Below are 15,306 nucleotides of genomic sequence, written 5' to 3' on the forward strand. Positions count from 1 at the left end.
CCCGCTCACGGTTCGCGGAGGTCCAGGGAGTGCAGCGGCTCGACGTCGGGTTCGGGGACCGGTGGGGCGGGCTCGCCGTCGCCGTACAGCTCCATGAGGACGGCCGCGATGCCCTCCTCGTCGTGGGAGGCGGTGACGCGGTCGGCCGCCTCGAGGACCTCCGGGATGGCGTTGCCCATCGCGACCCCCAGGCCCGCGGTGCGGATGAGCGGCAGGTCGTTGCCGTTGTCGCCGAACGCGACCGACGCGGCGACGTCGAGGCCGCGGGCCGCCGCGAGATCCGTGAGCGCCGACCCCTTGTGGACACCCTTGGCCGTGGCTTCGTAGTAGAACGGCGCGGAGAAGGAGGACTCGACGCAGGCGCCGAACCGCTCGGTGAACAGCTCCGCGAACGGCCGCAGGACCTCCGGCGGCGCGTACATGAGCAGCTTGTCGACGGACCCCTCGTCCTCGGTGAGCGTCGTGACGTCACCGACGATGCGGAGGTTGAGGTCGTTGCCCTCGGCCTCGATCACCACCTGAGGATCCTCGGTGTCGACGACCAGGTCGTCCCCGTCGCACAGCATGGGGATGACCCCGTTCTCCTTCGCCAGGGCGGCGATGCCCCGGACCGTCTGGGGGTCGAGGCCGTGCCGGGCGAGGAGGTCACCGGTCTCGGCGTCGATGCTCACGGCGCCGTTGACCCCGGAGTAGACCACCCCGTCCGTGTCGAGGCGGAGTCGTCGCACCAGGCGACGCAGGCCCGCGACGGGACGACCGGAGGCGAGGACGATCGTCGCCCCCGCGGCGCGCGCCCTCGCGAACTCGGCCCGGGTGCCCGGCAGGATGGTGCCGTTGCTCGCCAGCAGGGTTCCGTCGATGTCGACCGCGATGAGTGAGGGAGGATTCTTCACCCTGCCAGGCTCTCATCGCCCGATCGTGCCGGTGTCCGGCGGGTCCGCCCCGCGGCGTCGAGCGCCACCCCGACCGCGAATCCGACGAGCGCCGGGACGACCCACCCGAATCCGACCTCGAACCCGGGCAGGACCCGCCCGGCGGCACCGGTCAGCGCGGTGACGACGGGTGTCGTGGCCAACCCCTCGGGCAGAGCCGCGAGGAGGTCGAAGAACGCGGCGAGCGCCGTGAACGCCAGCGTGCAGCGCACGACGACCAGGTGACGGCGGGCCCGGCTCCAGCCCAGGCCGAACACGATCGTGACGATGGCCAGGGGATAGAGGAACATCAGCACCGGGAGCGACACCCCGATGATCGTCTCCAGGCCCGCGTTCGCGATGGCGAACGAGACGAGCACGAAGCCGAGCGCCCAGGGGACGTAGGACCGTTCGGCGACGGACCCGTCGGTGGGGGAGTCGCCGGCGGCGGATCGCAGCCGCCCCAGCTCGGAGAACATCCGGGCGCAGGCGGCGATGAGGCCGATCGAGGTCTTGAGGCAGGCGACGAGCACGATCGCCGCGATGAGGTACTGCCCGGCCGCGCCGAAGTAGTGACGACTCGTGGCGGCCAGGAGCACGCCGCCGTTGTCGGCCTCGGGGACCGCGCCGACGCTCGTGGCTCCGATGTAGGCGAGGGCGGCGTACACCACGGCCATGCCGAGACCGCCGACGACGCCGGCCTTGCCCAGTTCGACCGCGAGCCTCCGGGGTGTGTTCACGCCGAGGCGGCGGGCGGCGTCGACGATGACGATGGCGAACGCGAGGGAGGCGAGGGCGTCCATCGTGTTGTACCCGTCGATGAGCCCTGCCGACAGGGCATGTCCCGCGTACCGATCCACCGGGGCGGCAAGGGGTTCCGTCGTCATCGGCCGCACGAGGGCCGCGACGACCAGCGCCGAGAGCAGGACCAGGAAGATCGGCGTCAGGTACCGCCCGATCCAGTCCATGAGCCGACCCGGTCGCAGCGCCACGGCGGCGGTGACGGCGAAGAACGCCAGCGAGAAGAGCAGCAGCCAGGGTCCGCCCTCGCCCACGAGGGGACGTACGCCCACCTCGAAGGACACCGTCGCTGTCCGCGGGATGGCGAAGAGCGGGCCGATCGTCAGGTACAGCGCGCAGGTGAAGAACAGGGCGTAGCGCCGCGAGACCGGGTCGACCATCGCGTGGACGCTGCGCGACCCGGACACCGCTGAGGCCACCACGCCGAGGACCGGCAGGCCCACGGCGGTGATGAGGAACCCCGCGCACGCCGCGAGCACCGCCTGGCCGGCCTCACGGCCGAGCTGAGCGGGAAAGATGAGGTTGCCGGCGCCGAAGAACAACCCGAAGACGAGTGACCCGAGCAGCAGGGTCTGGCTGGGGCGCAGGCGCGAATCCACGGGCACTCCTGGGTGATCGTTTCAGGCCGTGGTGGGTGGCCGCGGCCTCCGTGACGGTACTCGGCGTGGAGTCGGCGCTTCGATTCGGGTGGAGGCCAGGGGCGCTCCCGCCTCGGCCCCGGGCGACCCGCCGCTCGCGCACCCACTGGTCCATAACGTCAAGTTTGGTATCTGTGTGTCGAGGTGATGTAATTGCCATGGTTTCGCGCGTGACACGTCCGCGACGACGACCCCCTCGACGGCCAGTGATGTCCGGCCGCTTCCCTGATTCGACGAACGGATACCCCATGCCTCGCCGCGCCCTGCCCACCCTCGCTCTCGCCCTGGCCGCCTCGCTCGGTCTGTCCGCCTGTGGTGCCGGCGGTGGGAACGGCGACGCCGGTGGTGGCACCGCCGACGCCGCGAAGCCGCTCACCGTGGTCGCCGACGCCGAGCCGCACGCGACCCTGCTCAAGCAGGTCGAGGAGCAGGGCCTGCTCGGCGACGTGGACATCGAGGTCACCGAGATCGCCGGTGGCGTCGACCCCAACCAGCTCGTGTCGGGCGGGGACGTCGACGTCAACTACTTCCAGCACACCCCGTACCTGAAGAACTGGAACTCCGAGCACAGCGCCCAGCTGCAGATGGTGGGCACGGTCCACGTCGAGCCGTTGGGCCTGTACAGCCGCAAGGTCTCCTCGCTGCAGGAGGTCCCGAAGGGCGCCAACATCGCCATCCCCGCCGACGCCGTCAACCAGGGACGCGCGCTGTTCCTCCTGCAGGAGGCCGGGCTGGTCACCCTCGACGTGCAGGCCGGCGACCCGAACCTCGACATCGCGCAGGTCACCGAGGGCAACATCACGGAGAACGCCCAGGGCATCACGTTCACCAAGATCGACCGCCCGCAGCTCGCCGCGTCGCTCGACGACCCGAAGGTGCACCTGTCGGTCGTCAACGGCAACTACGCCCTCGAGGCCGGCCTCAAGCCCGACCAGGACGCCCTGATCCTCGACTCGGTCGCGAACAACCCCTACGCCAACGGCATCGTCACGCGTCCCGAGCTCGTGAACGACCCGCGCGTCGTCAAGCTCACCCAGGCGCTGCAGGACCCCAAGATCAAGCAGTTCATCACCGACACCTACGCCGGCTCGGTCCTCCCGGCCGAGGACGGCGAGGCCGCCCCGACCGGCGCGCCGACCAGCTGATGATCACGCTCGATTCGGTCACCAAGGTCTACGCCGACCGCGGCAAGCACGTCACGGCCGTCGACGGGGTCTCGCTCACCGTCGACTCCGGTGAGATCTTCGGGATCCTCGGCCGCAGCGGCGCCGGCAAGACGACCCTGTTGCGCTGCCTTAACCTGTTGGAGCGTCCGACGTCCGGCACGATCACCGTCGACGGGGTCGAGCTGGTCTCGATGAGCCGGCGGGACCTGCGGACGGCGCGGCAGCGCATCGGCACGGTGTTCCAGCACTTCAACCTCATGTCGAGCCGGACCGCGGCGGAGAATATCGAGTTCCCGCTCGAGGTGACCGGTGTGGGTCGGGCCGAGCGTCGTCAGCGCGTCACGGAGTTGCTCGAGCTCGTCGGGCTCTCCGACCGCGGCGGCAACTACCCCTCCGAGCTTTCGGGCGGGCAGAAGCAGCGGGTCGGTATCGCCCGCGCGCTGGCGGGTCGCCCGTCGGTGCTGCTGTCCGACGAGGCCACGAGCGCCCTCGACCCGGCGACGACCGAGCAGATCCTCGACCTGTTCAAGCAGATCAACGAGGCCACCGGGGTCACCGTCGTGCTCATCACGCACGAGGCCGAGGTCGTCCGGCGCATCTGCGATTCGGCGGCCCTGATGGAGTCGGGGCGGTTCGTCGAGCAGGGGCCGCTGCTGCAACTCGTCGGTGACCCGGACAGCAGGCTCGCGGAGATCCTGCTCCCCACGGGCGACCACGACCTCTCGATCCCCGGCCGGCACCTCACGCTGGCGTTCGCCGACGAACGCGCCATCGAGCCGTCGCTGTCGCGTCTGTCGCGTGACCTCGGCGTCGAGGTGTCGATCCTCGGGGGCACCCTCGAACGCGTCGCCGGGCATCAGGTCGGGCGGCTGCGCGTCGTCTACCAGCCCGGTCAGGCCTCCGACGACGCCGTGATCGGCTATCTACGTGAGCGGGGAGTGACGGTGACCGCGGCATGAACCGCACGACATGGATCGACGCGCTGCCGGAGCTGCTCGAGGCGTTCGGTCAGACCGCGTGGATGACGGGCTGGGCGTTCCTCATCACCCTGGTCCTGGGTCTGGTGGTCGGGGTCGCCCTCCGCCTCACCGCCCCGGACGGGATGACGCCCAGCCGCGTCTTCTACCAGGTGTGCGGGGCGATCGTGAACCTCACGCGCAGCCTGCCCTTCCTCATCCTGCTCATCGTGCTGATCCCGTTCACGCGCTACGTCGTCGGGACGGCCTACGGCCCGACGGCCGCGATCGTGCCGCTGGCGGTGGGAGCGATCCCGTTCTACGCCCGGGTGGTGGAGTCGGCGTTGCGCGAGGTGGCGCACGGCAAGATCGAGGCGGCCCAGTCGATGGGCGCGAGCACGTGGCAGATCGTGCGCAAGGTGCTGCTGCCCGAGGCCATGCCCGGCCTGGTCGCCGGCGGCACGCTGACACTCGTGACGCTCATCGGCTACTCGACGATGGCGGGCGCGATCGGCGGCGGAGGCGTGGGCGACTTCGCCATCCGCTACGGCTACCAGCGGTTCAACGCCCCGGTACTGCTGTCCTCGGTGATCGTGCTCATCGTCATCGTGCAGGTGGTCCAGTCCATCGGCGACGCGATCGTGCGATCGATGAACCACAAGCGAGGCTGATACGGCAGAGGGTTCAGCGTGGCTGTGGCTGTGGCTGGGCGTCTGCGGCGGTGGCGCATGATGCGCGTGCCGAGATCAGGCCCCGTCTCGCCGCGAGCGGACGTCCCGACTCAGACGTCGAAGCGGTGCAGGATGGTCTCACCGCGCTCGCCGTAGGGCGTGAAGCCCATCGCCCCGTAGTAGGCCAGGGCTGGTTCGTTGTCGGCTCCGATGCTCGCGTCGATGTGCTTGAGGCCGGCGGTCCTTGCCGCTGCCAGGGATGCCGTGAAGAGCCGCCGGCCCAGCCCGCTGCGCCCGGCGTCGGGGTGGATGTGCGTGCCGATGATTCCCCACCCCTCGGCCACGTCGTAGGGGTTGTCGGGCCACGCCCGCTTGAGCGACTGGAATCCGACGACCCGGCGCAACGTCATCGCCATGCACCTGATGGTATCGAAGTGGTATCACGTCGTCATGCCTGTGCTTGCCTGACGCTGGGACCGGTTCTGACCCGCTCCGAAGCCATCCGCCGGGCACTGGCCAACGTCGCGGCGTGAACGCCCACCCCAGCGCCCCGCCGATGACCCATCGGCGCGGGATCGAGACGTTGGTGCAGTTCTGAGCCATGACGTTCCGCCGTGATGGTTCGTGGTCGCTGCGCCGACGGTAGCCGGTGCTCCAAGTGCAAGGCGCATCTCGTGGGACGTGGTGGGCTCTTCGGCGGATCGGGTTGGGGTGGAGCATGGTTCCCGACGACCTCGGAGCAGGCGCCGCCGGGGTCGCCGCCGCGCCTATTGACGTCGGGGAAGCCCTCTGCGAGGGTCGCAGCAACCCGATGCACACCGAGCGACTCCGGTTGCTCTTTCGACAACGAGGTCGACATGACGAATGCGCAGAATGTCCCCAGCATGGACGAGATCCTCAAGGACGCCCCGACGAACTGGGGCAAGTGGGGTCCGGAGGACGAGGTCGGAGCACTCAACTACCTGACGGCGCAGGAGGTCATGCGCGGCGTCCGCCACATCACCCAGGGCGAGGTCTTCACGCTGCAGCGCCTCATCGGCGACCCGAAGGGCGACCCCGTGTGGCCCGGACGCACCCCGGCGGTCCGCACGATGATCCTCGACGAGGCCCACTGGGACGAGGGCGGCGACGGCCCGGCCTTCCCCGGCGGCCTGCACTACGCCGACGACAAGATCGAGGCATTCCTCCAGGGATCCACGCAGTACGACGCGCTCGGTCACGTCTGGTACGGCGGCAAGATCTGGAACGGCTACGACGCCCGCACCACCGTCGACGGCCTCGACAAGGCAAGCGTCGAGCCCATCGCCCAGCGTGGCATCGTCGGCCGCGGCATCCTGCTCGACATCGCCCGCTGGCGGGACAAGGAGGCACTCGACGCGGCCGAGACCTTCACCCACGAGGACCTCATGGCCTGCGCCAAGGACCAGGGAGTGGAGATCGAGAAGCACGACGTCCTGGTGATCCGGACCAACTTCCTCAAGAAGTTCCACGAGCAGGGCGAGAAGTTCTACGAGAACTTCTGCGAGCCCGGCCTCGTGTACTCACCCGAACTGGTGCAGTGGTTCCAGGACATGGAGATCCCCAACCTCGTCACCGACACGATCGCCAACGAGATCACCTACGACCCCAACAACGGTGCGGCCCTGCCGTTGCACTGTGCGCTCATGCGCAACCTCGGGGTCACGCTCACCGAGATCGCCGACCTCGAGAAGCTCGCTGAGCACAGCGCCGGTGACAAGCAGTACACGTTCCTCTACGCCGCGGCTCCGCTCAAGATCCACCAGGGCACGGGCTCGCCGGTCAACCCGATCGCCATCAAGTAGCAGGGGGCGGTCCCGCGATGAGCATCTACGCAGACCGGCCGTGGCTCGCCCGGTACCGCGAGGGCAACCCGCCGGACATCGAGGCCGAGCACACCGACATGCTCGGGCTCTTCCGCAGCACGCTCGAGCGGGACCCTCCGCACCCGCGATCCGGTACTTCGACGGCACGTTGACGTTCGCCGATCTCGACTCCCGCAGTGACGCGCTGGCGGCGTATCTGCTCGAGCAGGGATTCTCCGCCGGTGACCGCATGGCCGTCTACACCCAGAACGACCCGGCGTTCGTCGTCGGGTTGCTCGGGGTGTGGAAGGCCGGCGGCAGCGCCGTCGCCGTCAACCCGATGAACAAGGCCCGGGAGTTGGAGTACCTCCTCACCGACTCGGGCGCCGTCGCGATGCTCTGCCTGGACGACCTCTGGGCAGGCGTGGCGAAGTCGGTCGTCGACGGCGGGGCGACGCAGGTGCGCACCGTCGTCCTCTGCAGCGGTCTCGACGATCAATCCCGCGACGACGAGCGGCTGTTCGCGGACACGACGAGGCACGGGACCGACGGCGATCAGCGCGTCGTGACCCTGCGCGACGTCGTCGAGCAGTACGCCGGGGCGAAGATCCCGATGCGCACCGCGGACGCCGACGACGTGGCCGTCCTCACCTACACCAGCGGCACGACCGGAGTCCCCAAGGGCGCCATGAACACCCACGCCAACATGGCGTTCAACGCCCAGACCTACCGCGACTGGGTGGGGCTGGGCAGCGAGGACGGGGTCCTCGGGGTGGCACCGCTGTTCCACATCACCGGGCTGGTGGGCCACATCGCGCTCGCCCTGCTCACCGGGGCGCCCCTCGTCCTGGCCCACCGGTTCGAGCCGCACGTCGTCATGGACGCCATCCGCGAGCACCGCCCGGCGTTCACCATCGGGTCGATCACGGTGTTCATCGCCCTGGTGGGACTCGACGGGGTGGGCCGGGAGGACTGGGAGAGCTTCCGGATGATCTACTCCGGCGGCGCGCCCGTCGCGCCGGCCGTCACCGACAAGTTCGAGCGGCTCACCGGTCAGTACATCCACAACGCCTACGGGCTCACCGAGACCAACAGCCCCTCGCACATGGTGCCGATCGGGCAGCGTGCGCCCGTCGACGAGAACAGTGGCGCCCTGTCGGTGGGCGTGCCGGTGTTCAACACCGTCGTCCGCATCCTCGGGGAGGACGGCGAGGAGTTGCCGGTGGGGGAGGTCGGTGAGATCGCCACGTCGGGCCCGCAGGTCGTCCCCGGGTACTGGAACAAGCCCGAGGCCACCGCCGAGAACCTGCCCGGCGGCGAGTTGCGCACGGGTGACGTCGGATTCATGGACGAGCAGGGATGGTTCTACCTCGTCGACCGCAAGAAGGACATGATCAACGCCGCCGGCTACAAGGTGTGGCCGCGTGAGGTCGAGGACATGCTCTACGGACACGAGGACGTGCGTGAGGTCGCCGTCGTCGGCGTCCCCGACGAGTACCGCGGCGAGAGCGTCAAGGCGTTCGTCTCCCTGGTGCCCGGCTCGAACCTCACGCCCGAGGAACTCGTCGACTGGGCCAAGGAGCGCATGGCGGCCTACAAGTACCCGCGCGAGATCGAACTCGTCGAGGAACTCCCGAAGACGACGACGGGCAAGATCCTGCGCCGCGAACTCCGCGCGCGAGATTCCCGCGCCTGACCCGCCGGAGGGGCCGCTGAAACCGGACGCCATGGCGTACCGGTTTCAGCGCCCCCTCGTCTCATCAGGTGGTGACGGTTCGCCTCGGGTGACGGATGTCAGGGGTGGGGGGTGACTCGCGGCCGAGGTGGGCTCGTCCTCGTGCGGCGAGGGTGGAGCCATGACCACCACCTCCGGCTCCACCACCCGCCTGACCGGGACGCCCGCCGTCCATGTCTCCGGACTGGTCAAGACCTTTCCCGCCCCGCGCGGCGGCACACCGATCGAAGCCGTCCGCGGCGTCGACCTGCACATCGAGCGTGGTGAGGTCGTCGCGCTCCTCGGCCCCAACGGCGCCGGCAAGACGACCCTGCTCGACATGGTCCTCGGCTTCACCGAGCCCGACGCCGGCACCCTCGCCGTCCTCGGTGACGCACCCGCGGAGGCGATCGCGCGGGGCGGCGTCTCCTCGGTGATGCAGACCGGTGGACTGCTGCCCCTGCTGACCGTGGGGGAGACCCTCGACATGGTCGCCGACCTCTACGGGCGGCGCGACGCCGTGGCCCGACGGGCCGGAGTCGCCTCGCTGCTCCGCCGCCGGGTGAGCAAGTGCTCCGGTGGCGAACAGCAGCGCCTCCGCTTCGCGCTCGCCCTGCTTCCCGACCCCGAGTTGCTCCTCCTCGACGAGCCCACCACGGGCCTGGACGTCTCCGGTCGGCGGGCGTTCTGGGACGCGATCCGCGCCGACGCCGACTCCGGGCGCACCATCGTCTTCGCGACGCACTACCTCGCCGAGGCCGACGACATCGCCGACCGCATCGTGCTCCTCAGCGGGGGTCGGATCGTCGCCGACGGCACACCCGCCCGGATCAAGGGCACCGCTCTCGGTCGGGTCGTGCGCGTGACCCTGCCCGCCGATGACAGCACCGACGCCGCCCTGCGGGAACGTCCCGACGTCACCGCCTGGGAACGCCACGGCGACGTCGTCGAGATCCGGACCTCCGACTCCGATGCCCTCGCCCGCCACCTGCTCACCCACACGGGCGCCCGCGACCTCGAGGTCACCTCCACCGCCCTCGACGACGCCTTCGTCGCGCTCACCGGATCGGACCCCTCATGACCACCGACGCGCCCACCGGCCGCAGCTCCACGTCATCCACCGCATCCACGGCATCCATCGCGAGGAACCCCATGACCACGAACCCGGCCACCACGAACCCGGCCACCACGATCCCGGCCACGACGTCGACCCCGGGGCGTCACGTCCCACGGGTGTACCTGCGGCTCGAACTCGTGCGCGCCCTGCGCAATCCCTGGACGATCGGGTTCTCCGTGCTGATGCCCGTGGCCTTGTACCTCCTGTTCGGGGCCGGTCCGGCCTACGGCGCCATGGAGACGCCGCGCGGCACGGTCGCGGGCATGATCATGGCGAACATGGCCCTCTTCGGCGCCATGATGGCCTCGACCAACGTCGCCGGCAGCGTCTCCGACGAGCGCGCGAGCGGCTGGACCCGTCAACTCCGCCTCACGCCGCTCTCACCCGTGTACTACATCGGCGCCAAGCTCCTCGCGGCGCTCGCGATCGGGCTGTTCGTCGTGACCATCACCTTCGCCGTCGGCGTCGCCACCGGCGCCCGTCTCGACCTCCCGTACGCCGCCTGGGCGTTCCTGCTCGCCTGGCTCGGCGGGACGACGATGTTCGCCGTGTTCGGCCTCGCCGTCGGCTACCTGTTCCGCGGGGAGGCCGTGCTGGGTGTCGTCGGCCCCTTCATGTCCCTGTTCGCCTTCTTCGGTGGGGTCTTCATCCCCCTGGAGCAGCTCGGTTCGGTCATGTCGACGATCGGGCAGTACACCCCGATGTACGGTCTGCGCAGCCTGCTCGCCTCGCTCACCCTCGGCGCCGAGGTCGAGCCCGTGGCCGTCGCCGGCATCGTGTGCTGGACCGCACTCTTCGCCGTCGTCGCGGCGTGGCGCTACCGGCGGGTCGCCGGTCGGGAGTGACACGCCTCCGACGGACGACCGATCCCGAGACCACCTGCGACGATGCAGGTAGCCACCCCCACAGGAGGAGACCACGGTGACCACGTCCCCGGAGCGACCGAGCCTCTGGTCGCCACGACGGTGGCGCCGGGGACGGGACACCACGGTCTACGCCTCGATCTTCCTCGTCTTCACCCTGTTCACGGTGGTCGACGGGTGGGCCCGCGGTCTGGTCGCGGGGGTGGGCGCCACGCTCGTGGTGCTCGTGTTCTGCGTCTGGTACATGGCGGGCTACCTCGCCGCCGAGACCCCGCCGGTGCCCTGGGCGGCGAAGATACGCCCATGGCCGTGGATGCTCGGACTCATCGCTCTCGTGGCCATCGGTCTGCTGTTCACCGATGCCGCGCTCACACTCCTCACCTACGTCGCGGCCGGTGGGGGAGCACTGCTGCGGGGCCGGCGGTCGGTGGCGGTCATCGTCGGCAGCGGTGCGGTTTACGTCGTCATCGCCCTCCTGTTCGGCGTCCCCCTCGGGTGGGCGATCGGCGTCGGGTTGTGGATCGCGTTCATCGGGTTCACGGTCTGGGGGTCGCTGCGCCTGGCCAAGAGTGAGGAGGCCCTCGTCGCCGCCCGGGAGGAGAAGGCGGCGCTCGCGGTCGACCTCGAGCGTGAGCGGCTGGCCCGGGACCTGCACGACATCCTCGGTCACTCCCTCACCGTCGTCACCGTCAAGGCCCAACTCGCCGGGCGACTCGTCGACGCCGATCCCGAGCGCGCCAAGTCCGAGATCGCGGAGGTGGAGCGGCTGGCGCGGGATGCGCTCGTCGACGTGCGCTCGACGGTCCGCGACTACCGCAGGGTGTCGCTGTCGGCCGAACTCGCCGGGGCGAGAAGAGCGCTGGCCGCGGCGGAGGTCGAGGACGTCGAGATCCCCGGCGCGGGCGACCACGTCGACTCGGAGTGCCGCGAGCTGTTCGCGTGGGTGATCCGTGAGGGTGTGACGAACGTCGTCCGGCACGCGGACGCGAGCCGGGTGACGGTGCGGCTGGGTGAACGTGAAGTGGAGGTCGAGGATGACGGTCGCGGGTCTCCCGCCGTGGGCGAGTACGGAAGTGGGCTCCTCGGGCTCACCGAGAGGGCGAGGAACGCGGGGGCACACCTGAGTGTCGGGCCCGGGCGCGGCGGGCGAGGAACGCTGGTGCGCGTGGCCGTCGACGACACGATCGGCCCGGTCACCAGGAAAGGGGAGAGGCCATGAGCATCCGTCTGCTGCTCGCCGACGATCAGGCGCTGGTGCGCGGAGCCCTCGCGGCGCTGCTCGAGCTGGAGGCCGACCTCGAGGTGGTGGCCCAGGTCGGGCGGGGCGACGAGGTCGTCGAGGCTGCCCGCACGCACGCCCCCGACGTCGCGTTGCTCGACGTCGAGATGCCCGGCCTCGACGGCATCGCCGCCACGGCGGCCCTGCGTGAGGCCTGCCCGCAGGTGCGTGTTCTCGTCGTCACGACGTTCGGGCGACCCGGGTACGTGCGACGTGCGCTGGAGGCGGGTGCGTCCGGTTTCGTCGTCAAGGACACCCCGGCGCCCGACCTCGCCGACGCCGTGCGGCGCGTCCACGCGGGGCTCCGGGTCGTCGACCCGACCCTCGCGGTCGATTCGATGGTGAGCGGCAGCTCCCCGCTGACCTCCCGCGAGACGGACGTTCTCCGGGAGTCACGGCGAGGCGGTACGGTCGCAGATGTCGCCCGCGCTCTTCACCTGTCGGAGGGGACGGTGCGCAACCACCTGTCGGCGGCGATCGGCAAGACGGGCGCCAGGACTCGTGCGGAGGCCGCCGGTATAGCCGTCGACAACGGGTGGCTGTGACGACGATCGCCACCACGAGCACGTCGGTGCCATGACGGGGACCGAGGACGGAGACCCGGATGAGCCAGGACGGAACGACCCAGGACCGAACGGCGCTGGATCTGACGTCGATGGGGGAGTACGTCCGCGACACGGAGTTCGGCCCGGACACGACGTGCGAACAACGGCTGGTGAGCGTCGAGTTCGAGGGCTGCACGTTCTCGGGGATCGTGTTCGACGAGTTCGTCCTGCGGCAGTGCTCCTTTCGCGACTGCCGCTTCGAGGACTGCAGCCTGTCGGGGATGACGTGGCCGGACTGCTCGATCGGCGGGTGCACCTTCGTCGGCTGCCGCTTCGTGGGCACGTCGTTCTCGCAGCTCGCCGCCAGCGTCGTCATCGACCCGTGCACCTTCGACCGCTGCCGGCTGCACCTGTGCTCGCTCTCCGGACGGGACATGTCGCGCTGGGTGTTCACCGACTGCGCGATCATCGAGTGCGACCTCGACGACTGCGACCTGCGCCAGGCGAGTCTGCGCGACTGCGACCTGCGCAAGACCGCGATCCGTGGATGCGACCTGCGCGAGGTCGAGATGCCCGGCACCACCGGCATGCAGCTCGACCCCCGGGAGAACCGGGTGCGCGGCCTGCTCGTCGACGAGTCGGCCGCGGCCTCCCTGCTCGCCCCGTTCGGCATCCGGCTGGGGTGAGGCTCGCGGGGTGAGTCCCGCCGGGCGGGTTCGATCCGGACGCGTGTGGAGGTCGGAGGGCGCTCGCGGCGGGACGAGCGGACGGTCCGACGATCAGCGGCGGAGAGCGGGATACGCTCACCCCTGTCGCCGCACACGAGCCAGGGAGACCCGATGACCGACACCATCGACAAGGACACACTCGCGGCTGCTCGCGAGTCCGCCCGCAGTCGCTACGACGAGTACGTCGCTGCCGGACTCAAGCTCGACATCACCCGCGGCAAGCCGTGTTCGGCGCAGCTCGACCTCAGTGACGGGATGACGGACGTCCTGCCCGCCGGCGACCACACGGCCGACCCCGAGGGCGACGCCCGCAACTACGGCGGTGCGCCGCAGGGACTGAAGGCCCTGCGTGAGATGTTCGCGCCGCTGGTCGACGTCCCCGCCGATCAACTCGTCGTCCGTGACAACTCCTCCCTGTCGCTCATGCACTTCTGCGTGGCCAGCTCGTTCTTCCACCCGCTGCCCGGCGGCGAGAAGCCCTGGGCCGGAGAGAAGGTCACGTTCCTGGCGCCCTCACCGGGGTACGACCGTCACTTCGCCGTCTGTGACGAGTTGGGTGTCGACCTCAAGACCGTCGCAATGACGGCGGACGGCCCGGACATGGACGAGGTCGAGGTTCTCGTGGCCGCCGACTCCTCGATCAAGGGCATCTGGTGCGTGCCCAAGTACAGCAACCCGACCGGCGTGACCTACAGCGACGAGGTCGTGCGCCGCCTCGCCGCCATGACGACCGCCGCGCCCGATTTCCGCATCTACTGGGACAACGCCTACGCCATCCACCACCTCACCGGCGAGCACGACGAACTCGCGTCGATCGTGGACGCCTGCGCCGAGGCAGGTCACCCCGATCGCGTGTTCGTCTTCGCCTCCACCTCGAAGGTGACGTTCGCGGGCGGTGGCGTGTCGTTCTTCGGTGGATCCCCGGCGAACGTCACGTGGTTCCTGGCCCGCGACGGGATGCGCTCGATCGGCCCGGACAAGATCAACCAGTTGCGTCACGTGCGGTTCTTCGGCGACACCGCCGGAGTCCAGGCGCACATGGACAAGCACCGCGAGATCATCGCGCCGAAGTTCGAGGCGGTGGGCAAGGCGCTCGCCGGCGACCTCGGCGCCCTGGGCGTGGCGGAGTGGAACGAACCGAACGGCGGATACTTCGTCAGCCTCGACGTCGTCCCCGGTACCGCCAAGCGCGTCGTGCAGCTGGCCAAGGAGGCGGGCGTGGCCCTCACCCCGGCCGGCGCGACCTTCCCCGGCGGTGACGACCCCGGCGACCGCAACATCCGGATCGCGCCCACGTTCCCGACCACCGACGAGCTGGAGCGCGCACTCGGCGTCCTCACCACCTGCGTGATCCTCGCGGCCGCGGAGAAGCTGCTCGACTGAGGCGAGGAGACAGGCAGGAGGACAGCGTCGGTGTCGTGATGACGACACCGACGCTGTCCTCCTGGCTGTCCGTTCCGGGACATCGAGCCGGGGCGTCTCGCAGCCTTCGCCGAGTGCCGCAGACGCCGACTCTCAGACGGCGGTGGCGACGAGACGCCGTGGAGCCCGCCCCGTGAACTGCTCGACGACGTCACTCGCCACCGCCATCTCCCCCGCGCGATCGCAAGGTAGGTGCCGACCCATCCGTCCAGCTCCCAGTCGGGGGCCTGGGGTAGGCGGCTCGGCGAGGCGTACGCTTCGTCGACCGTCTCGTTCTCGAAGCGGTAGCCGCCGCCGGTCCCGCCCAGGCGTGCCGCGGTCTCGGCCATCGTCAGGAGCTCGTCCCCGGTGACGTCGTACGTGGCGCCCTCGTGACCCCCGGAGGTGAGCACCTGCGCAGCCACGGCCGCGAGGTCGTCACGGGCGACCCACGCGATGCGTCCGTCCTCGGCCGGTCCGCGGATGACGCCGTGATCGTCGGCCCAGAGCGCGACGTGGTCGAGGTAGAAGCTCGGGCGCAGGAACGTGTGGTCCACTCCCGACTCCCGCAGCATCGTCTCGGTGCGGATCACCGGTCGGCGGGACGTCCTGCCCGGGTGCCGGCCCGGTGTCGGCCGCGGGGCCGGCGATCGGTGACGGGGCGTACCCGGGCGCCGAGCCGGCAGTGTGTGC

Annotated in this window: 15 protein-coding genes; 12 read left to right on the plus strand and 3 right to left on the minus strand. The window is 70.2% G+C overall.

All coding sequences use genetic code 11. The features are described from left to right. Positions 1-5: 5 nt before the first annotated feature. The gene (locus tag QQK49_RS04225; protein WP_284302851.1) at positions 6-893 is read right to left on the minus strand and encodes a Cof-type HAD-IIB family hydrolase; all 888 of its coding nucleotides are present in this window, start codon (positions 891-893) and stop codon (positions 6-8) included. Then, positions 890-2,311 (minus strand): branched-chain amino acid transport system II carrier protein, encoded by a 1,422-nt coding sequence (gene brnQ, locus QQK49_RS04230; protein ID WP_284302852.1) that lies wholly within the window; start codon positions 2,309-2,311, stop codon positions 890-892. The genes QQK49_RS04225 and brnQ overlap by 4 nt, the downstream gene beginning before the upstream one ends. A gap of 287 nt (positions 2,312-2,598) precedes the next feature. Here brnQ and QQK49_RS04235 point away from each other — a divergent pair, with 287 nt between their 5' ends. From QQK49_RS04235 to QQK49_RS04245, 3 genes are read left to right on the plus strand one after another with little or no spacing between them, the layout of a single operon-like run. Then, the gene (locus QQK49_RS04235) at positions 2,599-3,495 is read left to right on the plus strand and encodes a MetQ/NlpA family ABC transporter substrate-binding protein (protein WP_284302853.1); all 897 of its coding nucleotides are present in this window, start codon (positions 2,599-2,601) and stop codon (positions 3,493-3,495) included. Next, positions 3,495-4,475, plus strand: coding sequence for a methionine ABC transporter ATP-binding protein (locus QQK49_RS04240; RefSeq protein WP_284302854.1), 981 nt, complete (start codon positions 3,495-3,497; stop codon positions 4,473-4,475). The genes QQK49_RS04235 and QQK49_RS04240 overlap by 1 nt, the downstream gene beginning before the upstream one ends. Continuing rightward, a complete protein-coding gene (locus QQK49_RS04245) occupies positions 4,472-5,143 on the plus strand; it encodes a methionine ABC transporter permease (RefSeq protein ID WP_284302855.1) in 672 nt (223 codons plus the stop codon). Before QQK49_RS04240 ends, QQK49_RS04245 begins: the two co-directional genes overlap by 4 nt. 110 nt (positions 5,144-5,253) lie before the next feature. On the opposite strand, the gene QQK49_RS04250 is transcribed toward QQK49_RS04245, so the two are convergent. Further along, entirely contained in the window at positions 5,254-5,559 is a 306-nt protein-coding gene (locus QQK49_RS04250; protein WP_284302856.1) for a GNAT family N-acetyltransferase, read from the minus strand. Positions 5,560-6,000: 441 nt separating this feature from the next. Between QQK49_RS04250 and QQK49_RS04255 the strand changes: the two genes are divergently transcribed. From QQK49_RS04255 to QQK49_RS04295, 9 genes are all read left to right on the plus strand, one after another. Further along, entirely contained in the window at positions 6,001-6,966 is a 966-nt protein-coding gene (locus tag QQK49_RS04255) for a cyclase family protein (RefSeq protein ID WP_284302857.1), read from the plus strand. 17 nt (positions 6,967-6,983) lie between these two features. After that, positions 6,984-7,139 carry a hypothetical protein gene (locus QQK49_RS04260; RefSeq protein ID WP_284302858.1) on the plus strand — a complete coding sequence of 52 codons (156 nt, stop codon included), beginning with the start codon at positions 6,984-6,986 and terminating at the stop codon, positions 7,137-7,139. Further along, the gene (locus QQK49_RS04265; RefSeq protein ID WP_284302859.1) at positions 7,136-8,662 is read left to right on the plus strand and encodes an AMP-binding protein; all 1,527 of its coding nucleotides are present in this window, start codon (positions 7,136-7,138) and stop codon (positions 8,660-8,662) included. Before QQK49_RS04260 ends, QQK49_RS04265 begins: the two co-directional genes overlap by 4 nt. A gap of 160 nt (positions 8,663-8,822) precedes the next feature. Beyond that, positions 8,823-9,761, plus strand: coding sequence for an ABC transporter ATP-binding protein (locus tag QQK49_RS04270; protein ID WP_284302860.1), 939 nt, complete (start codon positions 8,823-8,825; stop codon positions 9,759-9,761). Positions 9,762-9,832: 71 nt separating this feature from the next. Further along, positions 9,833-10,642 carry an ABC transporter permease gene (locus QQK49_RS04275; protein ID WP_284302861.1) on the plus strand — a complete coding sequence of 270 codons (810 nt, stop codon included), beginning with the start codon at positions 9,833-9,835 and terminating at the stop codon, positions 10,640-10,642. Between the two features lie 76 nt (positions 10,643-10,718). Further along, a complete protein-coding gene (locus QQK49_RS04280; RefSeq protein WP_284302862.1) occupies positions 10,719-11,879 on the plus strand; it encodes an ATP-binding protein in 1,161 nt (386 codons plus the stop codon). Next, a complete protein-coding gene (locus tag QQK49_RS04285) occupies positions 11,876-12,484 on the plus strand; it encodes a response regulator transcription factor (RefSeq protein WP_284302863.1) in 609 nt (202 codons plus the stop codon). The genes QQK49_RS04280 and QQK49_RS04285 overlap by 4 nt, the downstream gene beginning before the upstream one ends. 59 nt (positions 12,485-12,543) lie before the next feature. Then, on the plus strand, positions 12,544-13,170 hold the full coding sequence (locus tag QQK49_RS04290; protein WP_284302864.1) for a pentapeptide repeat-containing protein: 627 nt from the start codon (positions 12,544-12,546) through the stop codon (positions 13,168-13,170). A 153-nt stretch (positions 13,171-13,323) separates the two neighbouring features. Further along, the gene (locus tag QQK49_RS04295; RefSeq protein WP_284302865.1) at positions 13,324-14,595 is read left to right on the plus strand and encodes an aspartate aminotransferase type Ic; all 1,272 of its coding nucleotides are present in this window, start codon (positions 13,324-13,326) and stop codon (positions 14,593-14,595) included. The last annotated feature ends 711 nt before the right edge of the window (positions 14,596-15,306 follow it).

The sequence above is a fragment of the Mobilicoccus caccae genome (genome assembly GCF_030161635.1).
GTDB lineage: Bacteria > Actinomycetota > Actinomycetes > Actinomycetales > Dermatophilaceae > Mobilicoccus > Mobilicoccus caccae.

Excerpts from the sequence above, each read along its gene's own strand:
- QQK49_RS04295 (WP_284302865.1), top strand. The coding sequence starts at position 13,324 with ATGACCGACACCATCGACAAGGACACACTCGCGGCTGCTCGCGAGTCC.
- QQK49_RS04245 (WP_284302855.1), top strand. The coding sequence starts at position 4,472 with ATGAACCGCACGACATGGATCGACGCGCTGCCGGAGCTGCTCGAGGCG.
- QQK49_RS04275 (WP_284302861.1), top strand. The coding sequence starts at position 9,833 with ATGACCACGAACCCGGCCACCACGAACCCGGCCACCACGATCCCGGCC.
- QQK49_RS04240 (WP_284302854.1), top strand. The coding sequence starts at position 3,495 with ATGATCACGCTCGATTCGGTCACCAAGGTCTACGCCGACCGCGGCAAG.
- QQK49_RS04260 (WP_284302858.1), top strand. The coding sequence starts at position 6,984 with ATGAGCATCTACGCAGACCGGCCGTGGCTCGCCCGGTACCGCGAGGGC.
- QQK49_RS04285 (WP_284302863.1), top strand. The coding sequence starts at position 11,876 with ATGAGCATCCGTCTGCTGCTCGCCGACGATCAGGCGCTGGTGCGCGGA.
- QQK49_RS04270 (WP_284302860.1), top strand. The coding sequence starts at position 8,823 with ATGACCACCACCTCCGGCTCCACCACCCGCCTGACCGGGACGCCCGCC.
- QQK49_RS04250 (WP_284302856.1), bottom strand. The coding sequence starts at position 5,559 with ATGGCGATGACGTTGCGCCGGGTCGTCGGATTCCAGTCGCTCAAGCGG.
- QQK49_RS04290 (WP_284302864.1), top strand. The coding sequence starts at position 12,544 with ATGAGCCAGGACGGAACGACCCAGGACCGAACGGCGCTGGATCTGACG.
- QQK49_RS04235 (WP_284302853.1), top strand. The coding sequence starts at position 2,599 with ATGCCTCGCCGCGCCCTGCCCACCCTCGCTCTCGCCCTGGCCGCCTCG.
- QQK49_RS04255 (WP_284302857.1), top strand. The coding sequence starts at position 6,001 with ATGACGAATGCGCAGAATGTCCCCAGCATGGACGAGATCCTCAAGGAC.